Source organism: Mesorhizobium sp. M0698, assembly GCF_040320455.1.
Lineage (GTDB): Bacteria > Pseudomonadota > Alphaproteobacteria > Rhizobiales > Rhizobiaceae > Mesorhizobium.
Map to the genome: position 1 here is coordinate 130260 of NZ_JAMYPQ010000011.1, position 22613 is coordinate 152872.

21 protein-coding genes are annotated in these 22613 nt (G+C 60.3%); 5 read left to right on the plus strand and 16 right to left on the minus strand.

What is annotated here, in order from left to right:
* Positions 1-56: 56 nt before the first annotated feature.
* From NKI16_RS21660 to NKI16_RS21675, 4 genes are all read right to left on the minus strand, one after another.
* Positions 57-1094 (minus strand): phosphatidylglycerol lysyltransferase domain-containing protein, encoded by a 1038-nt coding sequence (locus NKI16_RS21660; protein ID WP_352456718.1) that lies wholly within the window; start codon positions 1092-1094, stop codon positions 57-59.
* Positions 1095-1367: 273 nt separating this feature from the next.
* Positions 1368-2090, minus strand: coding sequence for a glycosyltransferase (locus tag NKI16_RS21665; protein WP_352568663.1), 723 nt, complete (start codon positions 2088-2090; stop codon positions 1368-1370).
* Positions 2091-2198: 108 nt separating this feature from the next.
* Positions 2199-2972, minus strand: coding sequence for a glycosyltransferase family 2 protein (locus NKI16_RS21670; protein WP_352471919.1), 774 nt, complete (start codon positions 2970-2972; stop codon positions 2199-2201).
* A 113-nt stretch (positions 2973-3085) separates the two neighbouring features.
* Complete coding sequence (locus NKI16_RS21675; RefSeq protein ID WP_352843241.1) at positions 3086-4249, minus strand: glycosyltransferase family 4 protein; 1164 nt, start codon at positions 4247-4249, stop codon at positions 3086-3088.
* Between NKI16_RS21675 and NKI16_RS21680 the strand changes: the two genes are divergently transcribed.
* Positions 4217-5455, plus strand: coding sequence for a glycosyltransferase family 2 protein (locus tag NKI16_RS21680; protein WP_198023530.1), 1239 nt, complete (start codon positions 4217-4219; stop codon positions 5453-5455). The genes NKI16_RS21675 and NKI16_RS21680 overlap by 33 nt on opposite strands.
* 30 nt (positions 5456-5485) lie before the next feature.
* Here NKI16_RS21680 and NKI16_RS21685 read toward each other — a convergent pair whose 3' ends face one another.
* The 12 genes from NKI16_RS21685 to NKI16_RS34080 form a co-directional block, all read right to left on the minus strand.
* On the minus strand, positions 5486-6181 hold the full coding sequence (locus tag NKI16_RS21685; RefSeq protein ID WP_023674983.1) for a sulfotransferase family protein: 696 nt from the start codon (positions 6179-6181) through the stop codon (positions 5486-5488).
* A 14-nt stretch (positions 6182-6195) separates the two neighbouring features.
* Positions 6196-6990, minus strand: a complete 795-nt coding sequence (locus tag NKI16_RS21690; protein WP_084640957.1) for a sulfotransferase domain-containing protein — start codon at positions 6988-6990, stop codon at positions 6196-6198.
* 301 nt (positions 6991-7291) lie between these two features.
* Positions 7292-8470, minus strand: coding sequence for a glycosyltransferase family 9 protein (locus NKI16_RS21695; protein ID WP_352621797.1), 1179 nt, complete (start codon positions 8468-8470; stop codon positions 7292-7294).
* Positions 8460-9644 (minus strand): glycosyltransferase family 9 protein, encoded by a 1185-nt coding sequence (locus tag NKI16_RS21700; RefSeq protein WP_352593643.1) that lies wholly within the window; start codon positions 9642-9644, stop codon positions 8460-8462. Before NKI16_RS21700 ends, NKI16_RS21695 begins: the two co-directional genes overlap by 11 nt.
* A 9-nt stretch (positions 9645-9653) precedes the next feature.
* Positions 9654-10835, minus strand: a complete 1182-nt coding sequence (locus NKI16_RS21705; protein WP_023674979.1) for a glycosyltransferase family 9 protein — start codon at positions 10833-10835, stop codon at positions 9654-9656.
* Between the two features lie 6 nt (positions 10836-10841).
* Positions 10842-12629 (minus strand): ABC transporter ATP-binding protein, encoded by a 1788-nt coding sequence (locus NKI16_RS21710; RefSeq protein WP_198023529.1) that lies wholly within the window; start codon positions 12627-12629, stop codon positions 10842-10844.
* A gap of 221 nt (positions 12630-12850) precedes the next feature.
* Entirely contained in the window at positions 12851-13477 is a 627-nt protein-coding gene (locus NKI16_RS21715; RefSeq protein ID WP_031211300.1) for a class I SAM-dependent methyltransferase, read from the minus strand.
* 382 nt (positions 13478-13859) lie between these two features.
* Positions 13860-14114 (minus strand): DUF6894 family protein, encoded by a 255-nt coding sequence (locus tag NKI16_RS21720; RefSeq protein ID WP_023674976.1) that lies wholly within the window; start codon positions 14112-14114, stop codon positions 13860-13862.
* 113 nt (positions 14115-14227) lie between these two features.
* The gene (locus tag NKI16_RS21725; protein WP_023674975.1) at positions 14228-14452 is read right to left on the minus strand and encodes a hypothetical protein; all 225 of its coding nucleotides are present in this window, start codon (positions 14450-14452) and stop codon (positions 14228-14230) included.
* A 263-nt stretch (positions 14453-14715) separates the two neighbouring features.
* Entirely contained in the window at positions 14716-14883 is a 168-nt protein-coding gene (locus NKI16_RS21730) for a hypothetical protein (RefSeq protein ID WP_352466251.1), read from the minus strand.
* A gap of 387 nt (positions 14884-15270) precedes the next feature.
* Entirely contained in the window at positions 15271-15519 is a 249-nt protein-coding gene (locus NKI16_RS21735) for a hypothetical protein (protein WP_156937288.1), read from the minus strand.
* Between the two features lie 535 nt (positions 15520-16054).
* Entirely contained in the window at positions 16055-16723 is a 669-nt protein-coding gene (locus NKI16_RS34080; RefSeq protein WP_502896931.1) for a DUF982 domain-containing protein, read from the minus strand.
* On the opposite strand from NKI16_RS34080, the gene NKI16_RS21745 reads away from it, so the two are divergent.
* The 4 genes from NKI16_RS21745 to otsB all read left to right on the plus strand — a co-directional run bounded on the left by NKI16_RS21745 (position 16613) and on the right by otsB (position 22603).
* Entirely contained in the window at positions 16613-17674 is a 1062-nt protein-coding gene (locus NKI16_RS21745; RefSeq protein WP_023674971.1) for a glycosyltransferase family 4 protein, read from the plus strand. The two genes, NKI16_RS34080 and NKI16_RS21745, sit on opposite strands and share 111 nt — an antisense overlap.
* A 47-nt stretch (positions 17675-17721) precedes the next feature.
* Entirely contained in the window at positions 17722-19884 is a 2163-nt protein-coding gene (locus tag NKI16_RS21750; RefSeq protein WP_023674970.1) for an amylo-alpha-1,6-glucosidase, read from the plus strand.
* Positions 19885-20063: 179 nt separating this feature from the next.
* Positions 20064-21845 carry an alpha,alpha-trehalose-phosphate synthase (UDP-forming) gene (locus NKI16_RS21755; RefSeq protein WP_023674969.1) on the plus strand — a complete coding sequence of 594 codons (1782 nt, stop codon included), beginning with the start codon at positions 20064-20066 and terminating at the stop codon, positions 21843-21845.
* A complete protein-coding gene (gene otsB, locus NKI16_RS21760; protein ID WP_352568677.1) occupies positions 21842-22603 on the plus strand; it encodes a trehalose-phosphatase in 762 nt (253 codons plus the stop codon). Before NKI16_RS21755 ends, otsB begins: the two co-directional genes overlap by 4 nt.
* Positions 22604-22613 lie beyond the last annotated feature (10 nt).

Consider the following 22613-nt stretch of genomic DNA (forward strand, 5'->3'; position numbering starts at 1 on the left):
CTGACCGGTGTGAGGTCGACGATACTAGGAGACGACGAGCGCTCAGCCACTAGGCACTAGACGGCCCTGATCAGCCGGAGCAGAGAAAGCGCTTCGAAAAAGGTCCCCTTGCGAAAGGCAAGATAGGTCGGCTCTTCGACACCATGGAACCGGCGCTTGAAGGCCGCCTGCCCCTGCAGATTGAAGCGGGTGCGATTGACCCAGAGGGAGTCATAGGCACGCTGGAAGGCGTGCCGCCAGAAATCGCTTTCGGCAAACCCGCTAGGTCCGATTTCGACAAGCGGCGACAGGCCTAGGGTGACGACGGAAACACCTTCATCGCGAAAGCGGTCGACCGCGAATTTGGTCAGGCCGATCTCGGCATGCGCCGAGGCATCGATGTGCTTGCGCTTGAACGAGGTGGTGTAGCCGATGACCTTGCCGTCGCTGAACAGCGGATCGAAATCCAGCAAGGCCACGAGCTCCCCATCCGGACCGTGCAGGACGAAACGGCGCATATCGACGCCAAGGTGATCGGCAAAGGGCCTGTTGAGAAATCTCATCTCCCAGCGCTTGACGATGCGGTCGGCCCGCCAATTCTGGGAGAGCCTGGCAATCTCGTCGAGGAAGACAGTCCCGTTGTCCTCTGCGAAGGAAAAACCCTTCTTCAAGAGCCAGCGTTCGGAATAGCGCACTGTCTCATTGCGCTTTCCGGAAAAGTCGTGTCTGGGCAGGACAAGCCTGGTGTCGACGCCGAGGCGGTTGACCTGATAGCCAAGCCCGGCAAGCACGCGCGCCGTCTGGTCGCCGATCTGCACGAACCACGGGCTGCCGGCAACCTCGATGAAACGTCTGATATAGTCGCGCCGATCGGCCGGGGCAGCCACTGGATCACCGAGCGCGAAATGATGTCGCGTTTTGCTGCCGTAAGCGATGTAGCCCTGGGCATCGCCGAAGTAGTGAAGCCCCTTCTGCACGGCGGTCGAATAGGCAAGGGAAAAATCACCGTGGCGACGGACCAGCGCCAGGCGCTCGACATGGTTCAGCTGCAGCCGCGGTATTTTAGGCCCGCGGTTCTCCAGGAAACGATCGAGGCGTCTTCGCAGTGACGGCATGGTCGACTTTCGCGTGCCGGCTAGGCCGATGAAAGAGCTGACGGACCCCAAAACCGATCATATTGCCGCGAGCTGATCCTTATCTCAGCGCGGCATGTTTACCCGGCCGGAGCCGCCAGATTCGTAGGCGCAATCTGCCTCGGTCCCGCCCCCAGGCGGCAACATGCATTGTTGTCGACGCCCAGCGCCTGACGGCTGGTTGCTGCGCCCTTGGCGACACGAAAATCAATGCCACTTTCGGAAGCGCCCAGGTCACCTGCCAACACGATGTTCTTATCGAACGGCGCTCTGCGAAGATTCCGCTTGATAGGAAGCCAGGAACTCGTCGCGTTCTGCTATCCACAAATCAGCGTAGTCGACATTCTGCCATTCGGCAAACCACGGGCCGCCGCTGGTATAGTGGACCGCCTTAGGTGTGCCGACCGCAGGCTTTTCATTCCAACCTTCGAGCCAATTCCACTCTACCGGCAATGAGCCCAAATCTTTGTCGGCAACCCACTGCATTCGGTGAAGATAGGCGCCACTTTCCTGATTCACGACCTCTGGCGTGAGCGATCTGACCGAAGGATGCGCGCAATTGAACAGCATCAGCGACGACCAGTTTTTCCGAGGATAGGACGTCTGGACCACACCATCCATCTTGGTTGTGGCCTTCGGCGTATAGTCATGCTGGACGCAATAGACCGCCTTGTCCGAGTCCGTATATTTCAGCAGGCCTGCGACATCACCAAGCCACAGGAAATCGCAATCGCAAAACAGGGCCCAACCCGTGTAGTCGGCGAGAAAGGGCGTGAGGAAGCGCGTGTAGGTGAACTCCGTTGAGGCGAGCGGATCTTTTTCCCGCCAATATAGCCCGCGGGCACGCATCTCGTCCTGTTTGATCGGAATGACGGAGACAGGCGCCGACGCATGTTTGAGCAGCGAGTGTCGCGCGACGTCGTACGCGATCGGCTCACGGCTGTCCCATCCGATAAATACCCTAAACGCATCAGTCATATTCACTACCCTGGCTTTCGATTTTTACGGTCGTACACTAACTAGTTGGCGATGGCTCGGCAACAATTGCGGTCAACCAAGCCGGTTTCTCACAGATTTGTCCTGGCCTCAGCGTTGCTTTTTTGGGTGGACCGGGCCTCGCATTCCCAATGCGACACGGGCCCATTTCTGATAGGTGTAGCTGGCCGAATACGCGGCCACCATCGCACCAATGGAACCGTCCAGAAATCCCAGCCGGAAAATATAGCTGCGCACATAGGCCCAGACCGAGCGCAAAACCGCCTTGCCTATCGAGCTTTTTTTGCCCTCGGCAAGCAGTTGCGCGGCGGACGCTTCTGCGTACCGGCCGATCTTGTCGTGGGCATCTGCCAAGTCGGTAATGGAATCGTGCTCGATCGGCTGAGACAATCGGCTGACCTTCCCGTTCACCAATACCTTCTCGTGCACGGTGTCGTCGCTGAACCGCCCGGACCGGCGACGGAAGAGCCTGAGCACCAGATCGGGCGACCAGCCGCTATGGCGGACAATGTGCCCGCAAAAGCGCGATCTTCTCGGTATTTCGAAGCCGTCATTGGCTTTTGGGTCGGCGATTGCGGCCCTTATTTCCGCGCCGAGCGGCGCCTCCACCCACTCATCGGCATCCAGCGAGAGGATCCAATCCCCCGTTGCCGCGGCCAGCGCACGGTTTTTTTGCGCGCCAAAACCGGGCCAATCAACGGTCATCAGAACCTTTGCTCCCAGAGCACCGGCAATCTCCCTGGTTCTGTCGCTGCTGTTGTTGTCGAGAACGACGATCTCATCGGCAAAATGGACCGACCGAAGGCATTGCGCGATGGATGCCTCCTCGTTGCGGGTGATGATAATGACCGAGAGCGCCGGCACGGTCAGAATGCTCTGGCATCAAAGCTGCCACTGTCATTCGAATGCATCTGCAGCATCGGCTCCCGGCCCGTTAGCACACTGAGGGTACTAACTTGATCTAACAAAGTCGAAAATCATCTCAGATCAAGGCTTTCATACAGCGCCATCATTCGCTTGATCATGACATTGAAATCATAGTGTTCGGCCGCCGCTCTCACCCGGGCTGCGGTCTCAGGTCGTGACGACAACTGCAGCGCGTGCGCGAGCGCTGCAGCGAGGTCGCTTTCGCTGGCCGCATCGCAAACGAGCGTCGGCTCGAACCGCTCGACAAGCTCGCGCGCTCCACAGCCGGTGCTTACCACGGCGGGCAAGCCGCTGGCCATCGCTTCGATGACCACTGTGCCGAAAGGATCATAGATGGAAGGCAGCACGGCAATATCGGCCGCGCCGTACCACGGCAGCATGTCTTTCTGCGGCCCCGGCATCTTGAGCCGTGCGCCGAGACCGAGCCTGTCACCGGCCTGCCTGAAGGCGTTGGCGCGCGAATCATGGCCGATGACCCACAATTCAGGCTCGCCATCGAGCCTGGCGACCGCCTTCATCAGTGCAAGAAGTCCTTTTCGCGCAAAGCCCGAGCCGACAAACAGGACGACCGGCCTGTTTTCGTTGACGTCGAGCCGCGCGCGGATTGTCGCCCGATGCTGCTGGCGCAGCTGCGGGTTGAAGCGGTCGAGATCCACCCCATTGGGAATATGGTGCACATTTTCCGCCGGATAATCGTAGTGACGGACAATGTCCTCTGCCACCATCTTCGAAATGGCAATGACAGCTTTGAGCCTCGGGCTGGCGTAGGTTGCACGTTCAAGGCGCAGCGTCTGCCGGTGAAAGGGGCTCAGCGCCATTGCCGCCCTGCCAAGCCGCGTCTCGAAACGCCGCCGCTCGGCAAGATAGGCGGCATGAACGCCCTCCCCGGCCCGGAAGACATCGCAGCACGGGAGGCGATCGTTGCTCTGCACCAGCGCCGGCGGCATCTCGGCGATCTTGCGGCAGGCAGCTTGAGCAAAGGACGTCGCCCGCAGCGAACGCGGAAACCGGCGGCCGGCACAATGGATGAACTCGATGCCTTCATAACGCGGCCAGTCGCCGGACAGCACGGCCACCCGCCGCTGACGCGCTGCGAATGCGGCCATGATGTTTTCCAACATGATCTCGCCGCCACCGAAAGGCGCATAACGCTGGCGCACGAACAGGAGCGGCCTGTCGAATTGAATTTCGGTGCCACGAATGCCGGCGTACATGGGGTCTGGGCTCCGGCCTTGTTGCCATCTGACGATGTCTATAGAGGCCAGCTCGCATCGGCAACACTTGGAAAGCTCACCCGCCGGAACTCAGAACAGGCCTGTGTCCATTGTCCGCAACTGCTTGCGATTTGCCTAACGGTGCTGCATGTAGAAATTAACTGCAAACAGCGGATCAGCGCCAGCTCCAGCCGGGCGGTGACCGCCATGAGGGGAATCGATGGCTTGAGCAAAGCAACCTGGCCCGCCATTGTCCGCCGGACGATTACCGACACCGCCATATATCGGCTGAGACACACCTTCGGAAGACGGGCAGAAGTGTCATCGCTGCGGCCGATAACGCCCCTTAAAGCGAATGACCTGCCTTTGATCCTCGTCATCCGCAACGAGGCGGACAGGCTACGCCCGTTCCTGAAGCACTATCGCGAACTCGGCGTCACCAGATTCGCCGTCCTCGATGACCGCTCGACAGACGGAACAGCTGAGCTTCTGGCCGAGCAGCCAGATGTCGATCTATTCAGCTCGCCGATCACCTATTCGCAGTCGGACCTGGGAAACCTTTGGCGTCAGCGGATTGTGCAGATCTATGGTCAGCCTCGCTGGTATCTGACCGTGGATGCGGACGAATATCTTGTCTATGACGGTATGGATCAGCATCCGCTCGGTGCGATGGCCGACTGGCTCAAGCGGCGCGGAATGACACGCCTGCTGGCGCCGATGATCGACATGTATCCGAGCGGAAACATCTGGGACGTACCCTTCGATCCCATCGTGCCGCCATGGCAAGTTGCGGACCATTTCGACGGCAGCGGCTATGAGGTGACGAGGAGCCCCCGGCATCTCAAGATCACAGGCGGCCCGAGAACCCGGCTTTTCGCCAGGCAGCACAAGTTGACCAAGTTTCCTCTGATATATGTTGATCGCCAGACGATTTTTACGTCGATTCACTCACCGCTGCCCTACTGGCGAAACTATATAAAGGGATTGGCTGGCCTGCTTCATTTCAAGTTCTTCGCCGATTTCAACGACAAGGCGCAGGTCGCGGTGGCGGAAGGTCAGTATTGGAACGGCGCTTCCAAATATCGCCAGTATCATGAGGTATCGAGCGGTAAAGCCGCTCTCAGCGCGATGAGCGAACAGTCAATGCTGTACGAAGGAGCTCACAGCCTGTTCAAAACGGGTTTGATCGACAAAATTGATTGGTAGACGGCATTTCAAGCAGATGCCGAACCGACATCATGCATAACCGAATGCTTTCATAAGCTGGGCACCTCGTCCTTGGACCAGGTCCTGTAGCTCGGCGTTTCCAAGTTCGGAGCGCCATCTTCCGCTCCCGTCATAGATCGGCTGATTGACCTGTTGGTTCCGGAGCACCGCATGCGGCGTCTCGCCGCTGGCGTCGGTCGGCTTGAACCACTGCTGCGGGTTCTTGTGATAGTCGAGGAGATCCGGGCTGAAGGTTACATCGAGAAAGCCGCATATCTGCTCGACGACTTTGGCCGGATTCTCGACCAGGTCCTCATAGCGATAGATCAGCACATCCGGCTTTCCCCGTTCCGCAAGAACCAGCGCATTGTCGTTGATCCAGCGGTCGAGAGCCTCCGTTGGGTCGCCAAGTCGTTTGATCAGGGACGCTACGACGTCGCGCCCATCTCGCACCGGCATGACGAAACGCGCGCCGGGCACGAGCCGGCGAATGCGGGCGACACGGCGGATATGCCGCGGTGTCTTTTCAAGCAGCACGTTCTTTCCAGCATCGAGCGCCGCCCGCTTCAGTTTCCAGAAGCGGAACATGGCCAGTGGCGTCCACTTGAAGAAAATGTTGGTTTCCTGGAGCGGCAGGTAGACGTTGGGATGCGACGCAAGGATCGTCGCAATCAACGTCGTCCCGCTATGGCCGCAGCCGCAAATGAATCCGGTCCGCATCACCATGTCGGCAATGCTCCCTAACCCAAGGCGACCCGGACGCGGTTATCGACGCGAGCGTAGCACAAGCCGTTCGTGCTAAAAACCTTGTCCAGCTTCTCCCAATATTCGAACTTAGCCAACTGCTCGTCACAATAGGCCACGTCGTCCTCGGAAAGATATTCGCCGTAACCGCCTATCTTGCCCTTGCGCACCTTGAAGCTTTCGGGATCATTCGCATCGCGCGGCTGTAATATCTTGCCGTATCGATCGGACAGATCACCGGTCGATTCACTCACTTTCATCTTGTCGAACGTTCGGTTGTTCGCCACCTCGACAAGCGTCCGATCGTCAGCCTGCTGGTTCAGGAATCCAAGGATGGCGCGAAGGACACCAGCCGTATCCCGATGCATATCTTCATATTGAAGATACCGGATTTCGCGCATCCGGGGCATGGCCGCGAACCAATGCAGATTAAATCTGATGATCTTTTCAATCCCATGATTGTCGCTTCTGATAAAATCGCTGAACGATCCCGCTGGAAGCATGTGGCGCTTCTGAACCTGAAAGTACCCTGAGACCACCGTATCTCTTGGATCGCGAACAAGCATTATTGTTCTTCTCTTCTTGTATCGAGATTTATTCTCCTTGAGGCCCGATATCGGTCGAAGTAACTTGTGGTCGGTTCCGTCGTGAATGTATTGAACTTCAACTCCGAGATCGTCCAGCATGACACGTAGCCACGTGCGCCCCGATTTTGGAAAGGATACGATAAGAGGAAGAGGCGGCGCTTTGGCCTGGAAAAATTTTAGAAAGGACATGTTTAGAAAGGACATGGAGAGACCTCCTTTAGATTATCAGAGCTGGCGCCCGAACCGCTGCCGGCCAGACCAACCCCATTACTGGGCGCCTAAGCCTACGGCTAATTCGAACACAAGGCAGAAATGCCAGCAAGAATTGCGATCCTCTGCGGGGCGAATTGGCCTTTACTATATCCCGGTTCGGAATGCCTTATGTTTTTTGGCCTGTTGCGACGACTGTTCGACACGGGCGCTCCATTCCGCGGTCCGTCGGCCGAACTCCTTAATGCGCATCGCGTCGAAGCGTACTCAGTGACGCGCTTTTGGACGACATGCATTAGCCACTCACTTTTGTGAGCCATGGCGCCAGAATGGACTCGGCCTCGCCCATCACCACGGACCAGGGGCGTTCCCGTTTCGAGACCAGCACGGCCGATGGATAGTAGGGCGTGCGGTCGCCCTCGACCGGCCAGGAGCGCTTGAAGCCGTCGCCCAGAATGAAAACCGAGGGGATGCCGAGCGCGCCGGCCAGATGCGCTCCGGTATTGCTGATGGTCACCACGGCGTCCATCGCGGCAACCTGCGCGGCGAAAAGATCCATGTCGACGAGCTGATCGACCGATCTGTCATGAAGAATGCGCTCCGGCTCACCGTCGGTCAGGATCTTCAGATCGGTCTCGATCTGGCCGTACTGCAGCGAGACGAACCGGAGGTCCGGTCGGCCGATCAGGTTTCGCCAGGCGGCAAGCGGCGGCAGGTCTTTGCCGGGATTGGAGCTGCCCCATGCGATACCGACCAACGGCCGTCCTTCCTTCCGGTAGCGGGCGCGAAGTTCAGCGACCCGGGCCGGATCCGGCTTAAGGGGCACGAAATGCTCGCGGATCGTCGCCTCGTCGGTTTCGAAAACGGCTGTCAGATGCTGGACGCCGGCGAAGGCCTGCGCCTCGGCATAGGCGGCCTTGCCGCCAGCGCCGACCGGCCGCACATCGGCGGTCGGAAAAGTGCGCTGAAAGAGCGGTACCAGGCGGCGCTCGACCAGCACGATCGAGCGGGCGGCGCGCGCCAGGGCACAGCCGACGGAACTCGCATGATGGATCGCGGTGGCCAGACCCTGCTTTTCGGTTTCCATCAGATCAATCAGCAGTGTCTGGCCAGAAATATCCTGGCCCAGCCACTCGCCATCGACGCGGCCGTTGACGATGTGGCGTCGGGCGATCCTGAGTTCGGCGGCTGCGCCATAAGCGCCCATCCGCATCAGCGCCTTGCTGAGCTCGTCGATCAGGTGGACCTCGCCCCTCGACTTCGCAATGGATCCAAGAGCCATGGCTTTCGGCAGGGCCGCCGGCCAATCGCGGGACTCGACGCTTCGCCGATAATCCGCCATCTGATCGGCAATGTCGCCGTCGCGCCAGCGAAGGAAGAGCTGTCGGCGGTGACGTCGGAACCAGACCTTGTATTTGTAGCCTGCAAGCGCGACAGCGCGGCGCAACCGGCCGAGAAGTAGGCTACCTTCCATCGCCAGCTCCGCTGATGATTTGCATGACCCGTCCGCCTGCTTCCTGCACTGCCGACGCCCAGGCTCGGCCGCCTTTTCGGGCCAGTCGAACGCTCGGATATGCGGCGACGGTCTCGCCGAAGGCAGGCCAGGACAGTCGAAACCCGTCGTCGAGCATGACAATCGTCGGCACGCCGAGCGCTCCGGCCAGGTTGGCGCCGGTATTGCTGATCGTCACCACCGCGTCGAGCGCCGCAATTTGGGCGGCAAAGCGGTCCATGTCCGTCAACTGATCGACGGAAGCGTCATGGATGATGCGCCCCGGCGCGTGGCGCTCGAACTCGGAGAGGGCCGGCCCGACATCGCCATATTGCAAGCTGACGAGGCGCCCCGGCAGACTGCTGAACAGCGTCCGCCAATCGTCCAGGGCCGGCAGATCCTTGCTCTTGTTGAGGCTTCCCCAAGCAAATCCGATCAGGGGACCTGGGCCGCCATCGAGATAGGTGCCGCGCAGCTCGGCAACCAGTCGGCGGTCCGGCTCCAGCGGAACGAAGGGCGCGCGTGCCGCCGGGTCGTCCGGCCAGAAATGCTTTGCGAGCGTCTCGAAACCGGCAACGACATCGGCGTCCACCGCCGCCATGTCCTCTTCCCCTTCAATCCTGACATCGAGCGCAGGATATGTTCTGCGATAAAGCGGTGCCAGTCGCGGCTCGACGAAGACGATGCATCGACCGGCAGCCGCAGCTGCTGGACCAAGCAAAGACGCGAACTGGAAAAAGATCGCCAGGTCGCCTTCGCGACGATCGACGAGAAGCGTGCGACCCGCAAGATCACTGCCGTCCCAATCGGGTCTGCCGCGCTGCTTGCTCGCCGCCATCAACTGCCAGATGCGATTTCCTCCGTCGAGACGCCTCAGTCCGCGCCCCGCTTTCTTGATCAGGCCGATATCGCCAAGCTGCTCACCAAGCGCGCCAAGCGCCAGTGCATGGTCGCGAGCAGTTTGCCAGTCACCACGCTGCACGCTTTCCTCCATCAGCCTCATATGCCTTTCGGCGCTTTCGTCGGCGTGGCGCGAGGGACGTCTAAGAAGTTCCTTTGCCCGCTCGAGAACCTTCTGCAGCCGCTTGCCGACGGCGCCTTGCGGGCGCAGATCGGCGGTTTTTGCCTTCTGAAGGATGGTTCGTCTGTTCTGCACGGCGATGTTCTATCGTCCTCGGGGAGCGTCGGAAAGCGTCGTCAGGATCGACGAGAGCCGCCGGCCGGCCTCGTCGAGCACCAGCGACCAAGGGCGTCCCTCCTTGCGAATGACAATGCCCTTCGGATACCAGGGTGTCCGGTCGCCGGTCACCGGCCATGCCGTCTGAAAATTATCGTCGATGAGGAAAACAGTCGGCACGCCAATGGCTCCGGCAAGATGGGCCGCCGTATTGCTGATCGTCACGACAGCATCGAGTGCGGCGACCTGTGCGGCGAAACGGTCCATGTCGACCATTTGGTCGACGCTGTCGTCAAAGATCAGACGCGCGTCGTTGCCGTTGCGAAGGCGCCGCAACGCCGGCTTGATCTGTCCGTACTGGAGCGAAACGAATGTCGCTTGTGTCTGGGCGATGAACCGTGCCCATTCAGGAAAATCAGGCACGTCCTTGGTGTGGGACTTGCTGCCCCAGGAGAGACCGACCAGCGGCAGATCCGTCATCGAGCGATAGCGCTTGCGGAATGCCTCGACGAGTTCAGGATCTGCCCGCAGCGGTACGAAGTCGGCAGCAAGCTTTTCGGCGTCGCGTCCGAACACCCAGGCGAGATCTTCGAAAGTCGCGTGTTTGTCGCCGACCACATCCCGCTGCGCCGGGACCACGGTCGCCTTCGGGAACGTTCGCTGCAGAATTGATACCAGGCGCGGCTCGACCCGAATTGTTGCGCTTTGGGCATAGGCAGCGGCAGCGCCGGCCAGTCGCGCGTGGCGGATAACCCGGCCAAGGCTGCGCGGGTCATCCTCCACAAGATCGATCAGCAGTGTATCCGATCCGAGATTCTCGCCGGTCCACTCGTTGGCGCTCTTCCCTTTCCGCAGCCGGCGAGCGGAAAGCCGAAGCTCAGCTGCCCGCGCAAAGTTGCCAAGGCGTTCGAACGCCTGGCCCGCCTTCTGCATCAGCTCCGGGTCGCGATTATGATCGGCCGTGACAGCCATCTCATTGGTACCTGCTTCAAGGCCTTTCCAGTCCCTGCGCACGATCAGGGCCTCAACCTTGGCCTGCAGCTCAAGAATGGAACGAGGCTGCTTGGGACCGGAAAACAACCTGCGCACCGCCTTTTTGTACCGGCGCACCTGAAGGCCCAGTCCACCAATCACATACCGGACATAGGAACCGTGATAAAAGCTGGTCATCGGCCGTCAGCGCAATACGCTCTGCCGCAGCTTTTTGCCGCTTTCGACCATCGGATCGGGCGTCTCCAGGTGGAATATCGAACGATATATCTCGCTGTGCTTGGCAAGCTGGTCATGCGTTCCAGCATCGACGAGCTGTCCGGCGTCAAACACGAGAATACGATCGGCCGCCTTGATTGTAGACAGCCTGTGCGCAATGCAGATCACCGTGCGCTGAAATGTGTTGTCGAAGGCTGCCTCCATAACCGCCCGTTCGTTTTCACCGTCAAGCGCGGATGTCGCTTCGTCATAGACGATTACCGCAGCATTCTTGAGCAGGGCGCGCGCGATGGCAACGCGTTGTTTCTGGCCGCCGGACAGGTTGGTGCCGCTTGGCCCGACAAGCGTGTCGAGCCCGTTTTCGAGCGCCGAAGCAAAGCTGGTGACCCGGGCGAGGTTCGCAGCAGACTCGATTTCCTGATCCGTGGCATTCGGGCGGCCGTCGCGAATGTTGTCGCGGATCGAGCCTTCGAACAGGAAGACGTCCTGGGATACCAGTGCGATGTTATCGCGAACGTCGGCCAGGCTGATCTTCGAAATGTCCTTTCCGTCGATCAGGATCCTGCCCTTGTCCGGCTCCATCAGGCGCAGGATCAGATTGACGATGGTGGTCTTGCCGGCGCCGGAGCGGCCGACGATCGCCAGCTTCTCACGAGGTCGCACGTCGAAGGAAACACCCTCGAGCGCGGGGCTGTTGCCGTCATAGGAAAAGGCCACATCTTCAAAGCGGATACCACCATCGACGTCGGTCAGACGCTCGCCCGCAATCGCGAGTCGCCGTTGCTCGGGCGTGTCGATCAAATCATACATCTGCTCGACGGCGACCATTTGCTTCTGGATGTCGACATTGACCCGGGCCAACCGCTTGGCAGGCTCATAGGCAAGCAGGAACGCGGTAATGAAGGCCATGAATTCGCCGGGCGTCTTGCCGTTGCCGAGGGTCTGCCAGCTGGCGTACATAACGAAAAGCCCGATGATCACGCCGCCGCCGGTCTCCATCAATGGGCTCATCAATGCTGACGTCCGGTTGATCTGGATGCCACGTCTTTCCATCTTGCGGACGGCCTTTGCAAAGCTGGCAACGGCCTTGTCCTCGAGCTGGAAGGACTTGATGGTGCGGATGCCTTCGACGGCTTCCGTGCCGATCGACTGGACTTGTGCCGCCAATTCCGTCTCGCCCCTCGCCAGCGCCTTGAGCTTCCTTGTTATCGCGCCGACTGACAGGAACAGCATCGGCAGAACCGCCACGGATATCAGCGACATCACCGGGTCCTGCTTGACCATGACGCTGGCCAAGGCAATCAGGGTCAGCAGATCAGAGACGGCGCTGCTCGTGAGGGTGAGAATAACGGTCGCCCCGGCGCGCGCGTTGAACATGATTTTGGAGATGAATTTTGCCGGATGCTGGTTCGCGAAACGGCTGATGTCGAAATACACCATTCGGGAAAATTGCCGGTTTTGCAGGTCCGAAACGATAGCCCGGCGAATCTTTCCCGTCGTGATGGTCTGGCAGTAGGCAGCTATGCCCTTGACCAAGAAAATGCCGATGATGACGGCGCTGATACCCGATACAGCGGCGGCGTCTCGCTCGACATAGATGGTGTTGATCATGACTTTCATGATCCAGGCCGCCGCGCCGGTCGCCGCAGCAGCGGCGATCGAGCACAGCAAACCTGTCACATACAGCATCTTGTGCGGCGGCAGATTTTCGCCAATCAGACGCTTGATCAGCGGATATGCTGGGGCCGTTGACACTCGTTTCTTTGTAATCATCTCGTCGCCGCCCGTTGCGATCCCGTCCGGTCTTCGCGTTATCTTGAAGCGCGAGACGGTTTCGATCACCTGTCTGTGGCTTCGTTCCCGACCGCAGTCAATGCCGAACCGGATCCTATGACCGTCGGTTCCTCGCATCCGAGCATAGCGGACCCCAGCCACGCGGCTCTTGCGCCATTCGTCGTCGGCCGCGCTATGCCTGGTCAGTGTTTCGCGAGGACCATGAGATGGCTTCCAAGAGGCGATGTGTGATTGCTTTTGATTGAAAAGCCCACATCCGAAAGCACCGCGATCATCTCCTTATCCTTGCCAGGAGGGACGCGGGCAACGATCGTTTGAGCACGCCCGGCGATATCGCACAGCACGCTTCGCGCCTTGTCCGCGCCGAGGCTCCACTGCATGTGGTGGTAGACTGCCAGCAGCATGACGATGTCGTATTGCGGTTGGAGAACATTTTGCAGCTTCCGGCTGCCAAGATCGAGACAATCGAACCGGCTTTGGACCGGACAACCCAGGAAGATCATCCTGGCCGTCTCGATATGCGGCTTGAGAATGTCGATCCCATGGATCGAACTCGGTCCTAGCTTGGATATCTCATAGGCGACAACACCCATGTTGCAGCCAACATCGAGAATGGATTTCCCGGCGTAGTCGACCTCTGCTGAGAATAGGCCGTCCAGTCGGTCGTCCCACGTTCCCTTGAATCTCTTTTGCTTATTTGACCACCACAAATCATTGTTCTCCAAAAACGGCGCCGGACTGGTTTCCTTGACGGAGGGGGACTGTGCGCCCGGCCTAACTCGGTCCAGTTGCTGGCGCGCAAACGACACTGTCCTGAGCGTCCTGTAAACGCAACCGCGGGAGAAAGGAACTCCTGATCACAGCATCCTGCGAAGACGTTTCGGTAAGTTGACGAACACCCGGCCCGACAAATCGACATATGGGTTGGAAATGGCAACGTCGCTTGGCGCCCCCTACCCGTGCCTGCCCTCGAGTTCCTGAAACGCACGATAGCCCGGGCCGGCACCACGCAGGGACATAAGTAATGCCCCCGTCGGCAAGGCAAGCCATATTTGTTCTTGCTTTGTGCCGGCAGCTATGCTACTAATTTGCCTATGGTGCTGATTTGCACCAACGACCGTCTTGCCGCGACATGCGGTTTTTCAGCCAGGCTCGATCAAAGCTCGCCCGCATCGCGGGGCCTTCGGCGAATCACGGCCGAGTGCCAGCCTTTTCGGCAGCTTCCGAGAATGGAAATCGGAAAAGCAGGTTCCGGTTCTCGTCGCAGATTTCGAAGGAAAGACCTGTCAGGACCGGGCTGCCGCTGAGCAGACCCTCGGCCAGGATTTCCTTGGCCGAAGCCATGGCGTTGTCCTGGGCGGCAGACAGGCCATCCAGCTCCTGCCCCTCGAAATCTTCCGTCAAGCGGCCGTCATTGTTTCGGAAATGAAAAAAATATCTCGGCATGCCTGCTCCGGTTGGTTGGTTTATCTAGTCGCAAGCGGTCTCAGGAACAGCGTCGGATTTGTGCACGACAGCACCGTGCGATTTTGGCGTTGGGATTCATGGCGTTTAGGCCTTCATGCGTCAGGTCGATCGAACAGTACCCCCAGCCCGTGTTCGAACGCACATGCCGCAATCATGTCGTCCAGGGCTTTTCCGGAGGCCGGGCAATTCGGCATGACGGCCCTGATCGCGATCTCAGCCGCTGCGGTGGAAACCGCATCGTGGCGCCTCTTGCTGGTCTCCATGTACTGCTCGAGCAGAATTTTCAGGCGCCGCGCGGCAATCTCGTCAACGACCATCGTTCTCCCTCGATTCGGCACAATGTCCGTCTTCCGGGTCTGTCCTCCGGATGAAGGTCCGCTGCCATTGGGTAGCAGCGGACCACTCGGCTGGGTGAGCCAATGACCCGAGGCGGGGGTGTCTCGGACCGCCACCACAATAGCTTCGGCAGGCCACTCGTTCCACAGAACGCTGTCGTTGGTAATTTTCGTACACTGAGCATTGCCACAGACAGTCTGCGACCGTGGGATTTTTGCGCTATGCCCGTAGCCTGATAACCGGATCAGCTTCGGCTTCGATCGACATAGGTGTAGATGCCCGCGCCGATCGCGACCGCTCCTACAGTGATCAGAATCGATGGCACACCCATTAACGTGGCGATGATCCCCCAGACAATGGCGACGGCAATCGCGCCGGCCGTTCCCAGCACCAGTCTAAGCCGTTTCGACATTATCCATTCCCCCAAAAGTGCATCTTTGGCCTTTTCCGGTCGAAATACCGCAATGCGGCACCATTGTCTGCGCTTCGTCCAACTTTTTATGCCGCCCCTGAGCCCCGATCACTGAGGCGTAAGCGATCCGTGTGCGGCCTTGTTGCAAACACCCACTCGACAATCAGGAAGCTTGGGCGCGGGCCCGAGAAGCGAGGCGTCAGAAAGCGAGGTATCTATGCAAAATTTTCGGAATTTACTCCGGTTCTCGATCATGGCCATGGCGGCCACGACAACCGCAATAGTCATCACCGGGCTTACCCCCGAGACAACCGAAGCGACTTTGATTTGCCATGCGTTGGTCTGCCAGAAGGCGAGCAATGAAGGCAGTGCCTTCGGCGCCAAATATCAGCGCAAATGCACCTGCGAAAATGTAAGCGAGGGCGCTAACAACCATCCCTCCCCGCACAATGTCAACAAGGGGCCCATCGGCGGCTCAAGCAGCAGCAGCGGATCGAGCGGCGCCAGCAGCTCAAGCGGCACCACCAGTTCGAGCGGCAGCAGCGGTTCGAGCGGCAGCAGCGGATCCAGTGGCGGCAACGACGGAACAAGCAGCGGCGGGTCTAACGGCAGCGGCGGAGTGTAGCGGCTGCTCAAGCGGCTCCGGTGGCGGCGCCACTCGAGTTGAACCGTGGCGGCGACCACGCGGCCGGCAACGACGATCGATCCTCACGACAACGGGAGTAGTAGTATGACGCTCCGACCGAAATCGGCGACCGCGCCCCTCACCGGCCTTGCAGGATTGCTTGGTCTTGCGCTCACCGTCGCGATGCTCGCCGACAGAAGCTGGCCTGTGCATTTGCAGGCCATGACTGTCATTGCAGCTACTACTGCAGCAATGATCGCGGTCGACACGGCTTATTTCCAGACGTTTCGAAGGCGTTCAACGGGATTGCAGGCGAAGCCGATGCGAGCGCTTGAAGTCGAGCGTGTCGTGCGCAAGCTCATCGGCTTCATCGTTACGCTCACGACCATTGCCGCAGTCTACTGGATAGTGCCGGAATACCGGCGTGAGTTTTACGCCCCCTACTGGGCAGCGCTCTACGACACCTTGCCGGCGCTGCTCGTCGGTCGCCGATCGGGCGCTCCGGCTGAATGCCACCCTTGCTCGGACCATCTGCGGCAGTCGGCGCTATCGCCTCAAGGCGTGATCGCGATGCCGATCCTCGCCGCTCATCGGCAACGGCCGATCGCCCTCGAGCAGGCGGGTGATCCGGGCGAAGCCGGCAAAAGCCTTTCTCGCTTCCTCGGCCGACATCCGGCCGGCCATGGCCGCAGCGCAGCAATTCACGGCGCACTGGTAAACCGGCCCGCGCCGCCCCGCCGGCCATTTTCGCAAGAATGCCATTGCTTCGGCAACGCTGTCGATCTCCTCCACAGGCTGTCCCTGTCCGCGCAAAACCCGCACGGGCGAAAAGAATTGCAAGCGGTCCATCATTTCCTCCCCGTCGACCGGATGCGTGCGATCGAACCCCACTAAACTCGCGAACCCGACTTTGGTTCCCGGCAAAAGAGGGCTTGGCCTGAAAAATGTTGGCTGCACGAGACGAGCAGCGGTGGACGCGCCCGGCAGCTCCAATTGGGTGACATCTTGCCCCAATTGGGTGACATCTTGCCATTGTACGGGAACGTTAGCGCGGCTGATGCATTTCGATGCCACGAGCAGTCTTTTTGAGGGAAATGCCAAAACATGAGAATAGCCCATGTGGCGCCGCTCCATGAATCCGTGCCACCCCGGTTCTATGGAGGGACGGAGCGCATCGTCTCCTATCTGACCGAAGGATTGGTCGAGCTTGGCCATGACGTGACCCTGTTCGCCAGTGGCGATACCAAGACGTCGGCGAAATTGGTGGCGTGTCGCGAGCGCGCGCTCCGTCTCGATCCGCGCCCGCACAAATCCGAAACCGCGGCGCATCTCTCGATGCTCGCCGAGGTGAGGAGCCGTGCGCAACAGTTCGACATCATCCATTTCCATCTCAGCCACTTCCTGCATTTTCCTTTCTTCGAACACATGCCCGACCGGACGGTGACGACACCGCATGGCAGGCTCGACTATGTCGACCTAGCCCCGGCCTACGAACATTTTCCGCGCTTTCCGATGATCTCCATTTCCCGCAGCCAGAGAACCGGGCTACCCAGGGCCAATTGGCTGGCGACCATCCATCACGGGCTGCCGATCAATATGTACGAGCCGACTTTCGAGACGAATGCGGACGAGCCGTATCTGGCCTTTCTCGGCCGGCTGTCGCGCGACAAGCGCCCGGAGCGTGCCATTGAGATCGCCTTGCGCTCCGGGCTGAAACTGAAGCTTGCAGCAAAGATCGGCGACGACGACCGCCCTTTTTTCCACGACACGGTCGAGCCGCTGATCGACGGCGACCGTGTCGACTATATCGGCGAGATCGAAGAGGACAGAAAAGCGGAATTCCTCGGCAAGGCGGCCGGCCTGCTGTTTCCGATCGATTGGCCGGAGCCGTTCGGTCTTGCCGCGATAGAGGCTATGGCCTGTGGCACGCCGGTAATCGCCTGGAAATGCGGTGCCCTGCCGGAGATCATCGACTACGGCGTGACCGGTTTCCTTGTCGATACGGTCGATGCCGCAGTCACCTCGATACCGGAATTGCTGCGCCTCGACAGGCGACAGGTGAGAGCCGTGTTCGAAAACCGTTTTTCTGCCACGAGAATGGCCCACGACTATGTGGCTGCCTATGCGCGCCTGATCGGTACTCCCGGTGAAGCGAGAGCGTCCTGATCGGCGTCATTGTGGACGTTGGAACGAAACGACAGAGCTTGTGACGTATGAATCAACTCGACGAGCGTAAGCTTGATCCCGCCGTAGCCCTTGCCTCCCTCGACGAGGTTGCGCCCCGGGAGCCGCACCGGCTGTTCGCCCTCAAGCAAGCCGACTGCTTCGCGGTGGCCGACGCCTATGGCGACATCCGCGGCGCCGGCGATGGCTTTTTCCGAGACGACACGCGTGTGCTTTCGGAATTCCGGCTGACGGTCGGTGGCCGGCAAATGTCGTTGCTCGGCGCCTCGCTCAGCCAGGACAATGTGCTTTTCACCTCGAACCTGACCAATCTGCCGATCCAGAGTGTCGGTGGTCGCGACATTCCGCAGGGCGCGATCCACATAGAACGCGTCAGGCTGCTTTGGCAGGACCGGCTGTTCGAGCGCATCACCCTTTCCAACTACAGCCAGGAATCGTCGGCCATTCGGGTTTCCTTGCATTTCGCAGCAGATTTCCGCGACATGTTCGAGGTGCGCGGTTCGACCCGGCTCAAGCGCGGAATAGCCCACGCCGCCGAGACCAGTCCGACATCCGTGGTGCTTCGATATGACGGGCTGGACCAGCTCGTGCGCCTGTCGGCGATCTCGTTCTCGCAGGCGCCGGACAATTTGACCGCCAGCCGCGCGGATTTCCTGGTTGCGGTGACGAAGCGCAGCAGCGAGGTCCTCTATATCGAGGTCGGCCCGGAAGTGGCGGAGACACCCGACCGCGACCGTTTTCGGGCTGCTGCCGCCCGCGCTCGCTTCGGCATGCGCGCCAAACGCCGCCACGGCGCGACGGTGCACAGCTCCGGCCGCGTCTTCAACGACTGGATCGAACGCGCGCGCGCGGACGTGGCGTTGCTGACCACCGAGCTTTCAACCGGACCTTACCCTTATGCCGGCATACCCTGGTTCTCGACGGCATTTGGCCGTGACGGGGTGATTTCCGCACTGCAGATGCTGTGGTTGAATCCTGGGCTGGCGCGCGGCGTACTCGCCTTTCTCGCCCAGCATCAGGCGACCGAAACGTCGCCGTTCAGCGATTCGCAGCCGGGCAAGATCATGCACGAGACCCGCAAGGGCGAGATGGCGGCACTGCGGGAGCTCCCGTTCGGCCGCTATTACGGCGGCGTCGATACCACGCCGCTCTACATTCATCTCGCTTGCGCCTATGCGGATCGTACCGGCGACATGGCGTTCGTCGACAGCCTGTGGCCATCGCTCTGTGCAGCGGCCGAATGGACGGAGGAGACAAGCCGCGCGACCGGCTTCGTTACCTACCAGCGCGGCGCCGAGACCGGCCTTGCCAACCAGGGCTGGAAGGACAGTTTCGATTCCGTCTTCCATGCCGATGGCCGCATGCCCAAGGGGCCGATCGCCCTGGTCGAGGTGCAAGGCTACGTCTTTGCCGCGTTCCGTGGGCTGGCGGCGCTCGCCCGCCGCCGCGGCGAGGACGACAAGGCCGATCATTGGGAGGAACGCGCCGAAACCATGCGCGCCGCGGTGGAACGCCATTTCTGGATGGACGATCTCAATTTCTATGCACTGGCGATCGATGGTGCAGGCGAGCTCTGCAAGGTACGGACGTCGAATGCCGGCCATCTTCTCTTTGTCGGGCTGCCCGAGCCGGAACGGGCGCAGATGGTCGCCGATCAGCTGCTCTCTGCGTCGTTCCACTCTGGTTGGGGAGTGAGGACGCTGGCCGACGATGCGATATTCTTCAATCCGATGTCCTACCACAATGGTTCGATCTGGCCGCACGACACCGCCATGTGCGGTGCCGGCCTGGCACGTTATGGCGTGCGCGACAGCGTGGTCAGGCTGATGAGCGGCACGTTCGAATCGGCTGTCCATTTCAACATGCGGCTGCCGGAACTGTTCTGCGGCTTTACCCGGTCGCCGGGCGAAGCGCCCATCGCCTATCCCGTCGCGTGCCTGCCGCAGGCCTGGTCGGCGGGATCGGCCTTCATGCTGATGCAGGCCTGCCTTGGGCTCGAAATCGACGGCTGGAACAGCGAAATCCGGGTCACCCGCCCAAGGCTGCCGATCGGCATCGACACGCTGACATTGCGGCATCTAGGTGTCGGCTCGACAGTGGTCGACCTCACATTCCAGCGTGTCGGCGACCGGGTCGTCGCCTTTCTCGCCGATCGGTATGAGGGGATGGTGCCGCTCATCGTGCGCACTTGATGCCGCCGCACTGCGGCGCGTCGAAAATGACGCGCGGCATTGCAATCGTCCGGAACCGATAGCCTCTTTGTGCGTTGCAAAAATGGGCGGCGCGGGAACGCTGCCGTTGTTATACGGCGGCGAACCAGAAAACAAATAAAAAAACGGCTATCGGCCGGCCGGAGGCGAGATCACATTCCATGTCAGATTATACTGTAAACCTGCTCTGGGTTTTGCTGATTGCAAGTTTTGGCTTTTCCGCTTTTGCCATTCTCCTGTCGATATCCCGCCAGCGTCGCGGCCGCGCAACGGCGGCCGCATACACGCCGAGCGAGGATGTCGCGTCGGAAGCGGCACGCAAGGTGCTGCGCGAGTTCGAAAAGAACGGCCAGTCGGCCGATGCGGCACTGGTCACATGGTCGCCCGACACTTTGCGCAAGATCCTGGCCGACGACCTGCCGGACGCACAGGTTATCGTGGTGTCCAACCGCGAACCCTACATCCACAACATCAAGGATGACGGGGTCCAACTTTTGGTGCCGGCCAGCGGCCTGGTTTCGGCACTCGAGCCCATCACCCGCGCCTGTGCCGGCACCTGGATCGCCTATGGCGGCGGCACGGCAGACCGCCTCACCGTCGACAAGGACGACCGGGTGCAGGTACCGCCAGGCAATCCGTCCTACACGCTGCGCAGGGTCTGGCTGACGGAGGAGGAATATCAGGGTTATTATCTGGGCTTCGCTAATGAGGGCCTATGGCCGCTTTGCCATATCGCCTTCACCCGCCCCGTGTTTCGCGCCTCGGACTGGGACGCCTACGAGGCCGTCAACCGCAAATTCGCCGATACGGTGGTTGCCGAAGCCCGCAACGAACGGCCGATCGTGCTGGTGCAGGACTACCATTTTGCGCTGCTGCCACGCATGATTCGCCAGCGCCTGCCGGACGCGATAGTCATTACCTTCTGGCACATCCCTTGGCCCAATTCGGAAGTGTTCAGCATCTGTCCGTGGCGTGAGCGGATCCTGGAAGGACTGCTCGGCAGTTCGATCATCGGCTTTCATACCCAATTCCATGCCAACAACTTCACCGAAAGTGTCGACCGCTTTCTGGAGAGCCGGATCGAACGGGCAGACGCGGCAATCTCCTATGGTGGGCAGACCACATTGGTCCACGCCTATCCCATTTCCATAGAATGGCCGGCCCAATTGCTGGCAAAACTGCCGTCTGTGGAGGAGTGCCGCGCCAGCGTGCGCGACAGATTCGGCCTGTCTGCGGATACCAAACTATGCGTTGGCGTCGAGCGCCTCGACTACACGAAAGGCATTCTCGATCGCTTCCATGCCTTGGACGAATTGTTCACGAGATATCCCGAATGGATAGGCAAGGTGGTTTTCCTGCAGATCGCCGCGCCGAGCCGGGGGACATTGCCCGCCTACCAGCAACTCCACGACGAATGCCGCCGCTGTGCCGAGGAGCTCAACCGGCGCTATGGCAGCGAGACATACAGCCCTATCCTGATGGTCGCCGAACATCATCGGCAGGAGCAGGTCTACGAGGTCTATCGCGCCGCCGACATCTGTATGGTCACCAGTCTGCATGACGGCATGAACCTTGTCGCCAAGGAATTCGTCGCAGCGCGCGACGACGAACAAGGCGTGCTTTTGCTCAGCACCTTCGCCGGTGCCTCGCGCGAACTGCTGGAAGCGCTGATCGTCAACCCCTACGATGCGGCCATGATGAGCGAGGCGCTGTTGCAGGCGCTGACGATGACGCCGGAAGAGCAGCGCGAACGTTTGCGGCCGATGCGCGAGATGGTCCGCGACAACAATGTCTACCGCTGGGCCGGCAGTATGCTGCTGGACGCCGCGCGCCTGCGCAAACGCGGCGATCTCGACAGGGTGACCGGGACCGGCGAGCGCCCGCCATCGAACACCAACAACGTCATCTCGATGTTCGAGCGGGCTCGGAAGGCAGCGTCGTGAAAAGCTTTGAACAACCGCCGGCGTTGAACCTGTCGGAAGGGCAATGGGCGCTCTTCCTCGACATCGACGGAACCCTGCTGGAACACGCTGCCCATCCCGACGCGGTGTTCGTCGGCGAGGAATTGCGCAATCTGCTCGAACGCATCGAGCGGCGGCTGGATGGTGCGGTCGCCTTCATCACCGGCCGATCGATTCCCGCCGTGGACAAGCTGTTCCATCCGCTGAAGCTGCGGATCGCCGGACTGTATGGGCTGGAGCACCGGCTGACGCCGAGCGGTCCGATCGATGCCGCCGACGCGCCGGCCGACATCGCCGCCCTTGCGGACGAGATCGAAGCCGAACTGGGCAGCGGCAAGGTCTATGTCGAGCGCAAGGGGCCGGTCCTTGCCGTTCATACAAGAGCAGCACCGCAACTGCTTGCACCCGCAATCCAGCTCGTCGAACAGGCATTGGCCCGGCTTCCGAAGGGTTATCGGGTGCTTCCGGGAAACGCCGGCGTCGAGCTCATGCCTTTGGAAGCCGTCAAAGGTGCTGCCATCCGGCGTTTCATGGACATTCCGCCCTTTGTCGGCCGGCGGCCGATATTCCTCGGAGACGATACATCGGACGAACACGGTTTCGAGGCGATCAATAAAATTGGCGGCATCTCCATCCGCGTGAAGCCGGACGGACCGACGGCCGCAACCTATGTCCTCGACGACGTGACCGGCGCAATAGCCTGGCTCGAGGCCAATTTCGAGGCCTTGCCGGTCTCTTGATCATCTGAAT

What these genes read in the sequence shown, in the direction of transcription:
- NKI16_RS21690 (WP_084640957.1), bottom strand. Translation starts at nt 6,990, where the DNA reads ATGTCCTTTCTAAACATGTCCTTTCTAAAATTTTTCCAGGCCAAAGCG.
- NKI16_RS21720 (WP_023674976.1), bottom strand. Translation starts at nt 14,114, where the DNA reads ATGCCGAGATATTTTTTTCATTTCCGAAACAATGACGGCCGCTTGACG.
- NKI16_RS21730 (WP_352466251.1), bottom strand. Translation starts at nt 14,883, where the DNA reads ATGTCGAAACGGCTTAGACTGGTGCTGGGAACGGCCGGCGCGATTGCC.
- NKI16_RS21660 (WP_352456718.1), bottom strand. Translation starts at nt 1,094, where the DNA reads ATGCCGTCACTGCGAAGACGCCTCGATCGTTTCCTGGAGAACCGCGGG.
- NKI16_RS21705 (WP_023674979.1), bottom strand. Translation starts at nt 10,835, where the DNA reads ATGACCAGCTTTTATCACGGTTCCTATGTCCGGTATGTGATTGGTGGA.
- NKI16_RS21685 (WP_023674983.1), bottom strand. Translation starts at nt 6,181, where the DNA reads ATGGTGATGCGGACCGGATTCATTTGCGGCTGCGGCCATAGCGGGACG.
- NKI16_RS21725 (WP_023674975.1), bottom strand. Translation starts at nt 14,452, where the DNA reads ATGGTCGTTGACGAGATTGCCGCGCGGCGCCTGAAAATTCTGCTCGAG.
- NKI16_RS34080 (WP_502896931.1), bottom strand. Translation starts at nt 16,723, where the DNA reads ATGGCCAAGCTCGACCAATCCTTCGGTCAGATAGGAGACGATGCGCTC.
- NKI16_RS21745 (WP_023674971.1), top strand. Translation starts at nt 16,613, where the DNA reads ATGAGAATAGCCCATGTGGCGCCGCTCCATGAATCCGTGCCACCCCGG.
- NKI16_RS21675 (WP_352843241.1), bottom strand. Translation starts at nt 4,249, where the DNA reads ATGTACGCCGGCATTCGTGGCACCGAAATTCAATTCGACAGGCCGCTC.
- NKI16_RS21695 (WP_352621797.1), bottom strand. Translation starts at nt 8,470, where the DNA reads ATGGAAGGTAGCCTACTTCTCGGCCGGTTGCGCCGCGCTGTCGCGCTT.
- NKI16_RS21750 (WP_023674970.1), top strand. Translation starts at nt 17,722, where the DNA reads ATGAATCAACTCGACGAGCGTAAGCTTGATCCCGCCGTAGCCCTTGCC.
- NKI16_RS21665 (WP_352568663.1), bottom strand. Translation starts at nt 2,090, where the DNA reads ATGACTGATGCGTTTAGGGTATTTATCGGATGGGACAGCCGTGAGCCG.
- NKI16_RS21755 (WP_023674969.1), top strand. Translation starts at nt 20,064, where the DNA reads ATGTCAGATTATACTGTAAACCTGCTCTGGGTTTTGCTGATTGCAAGT.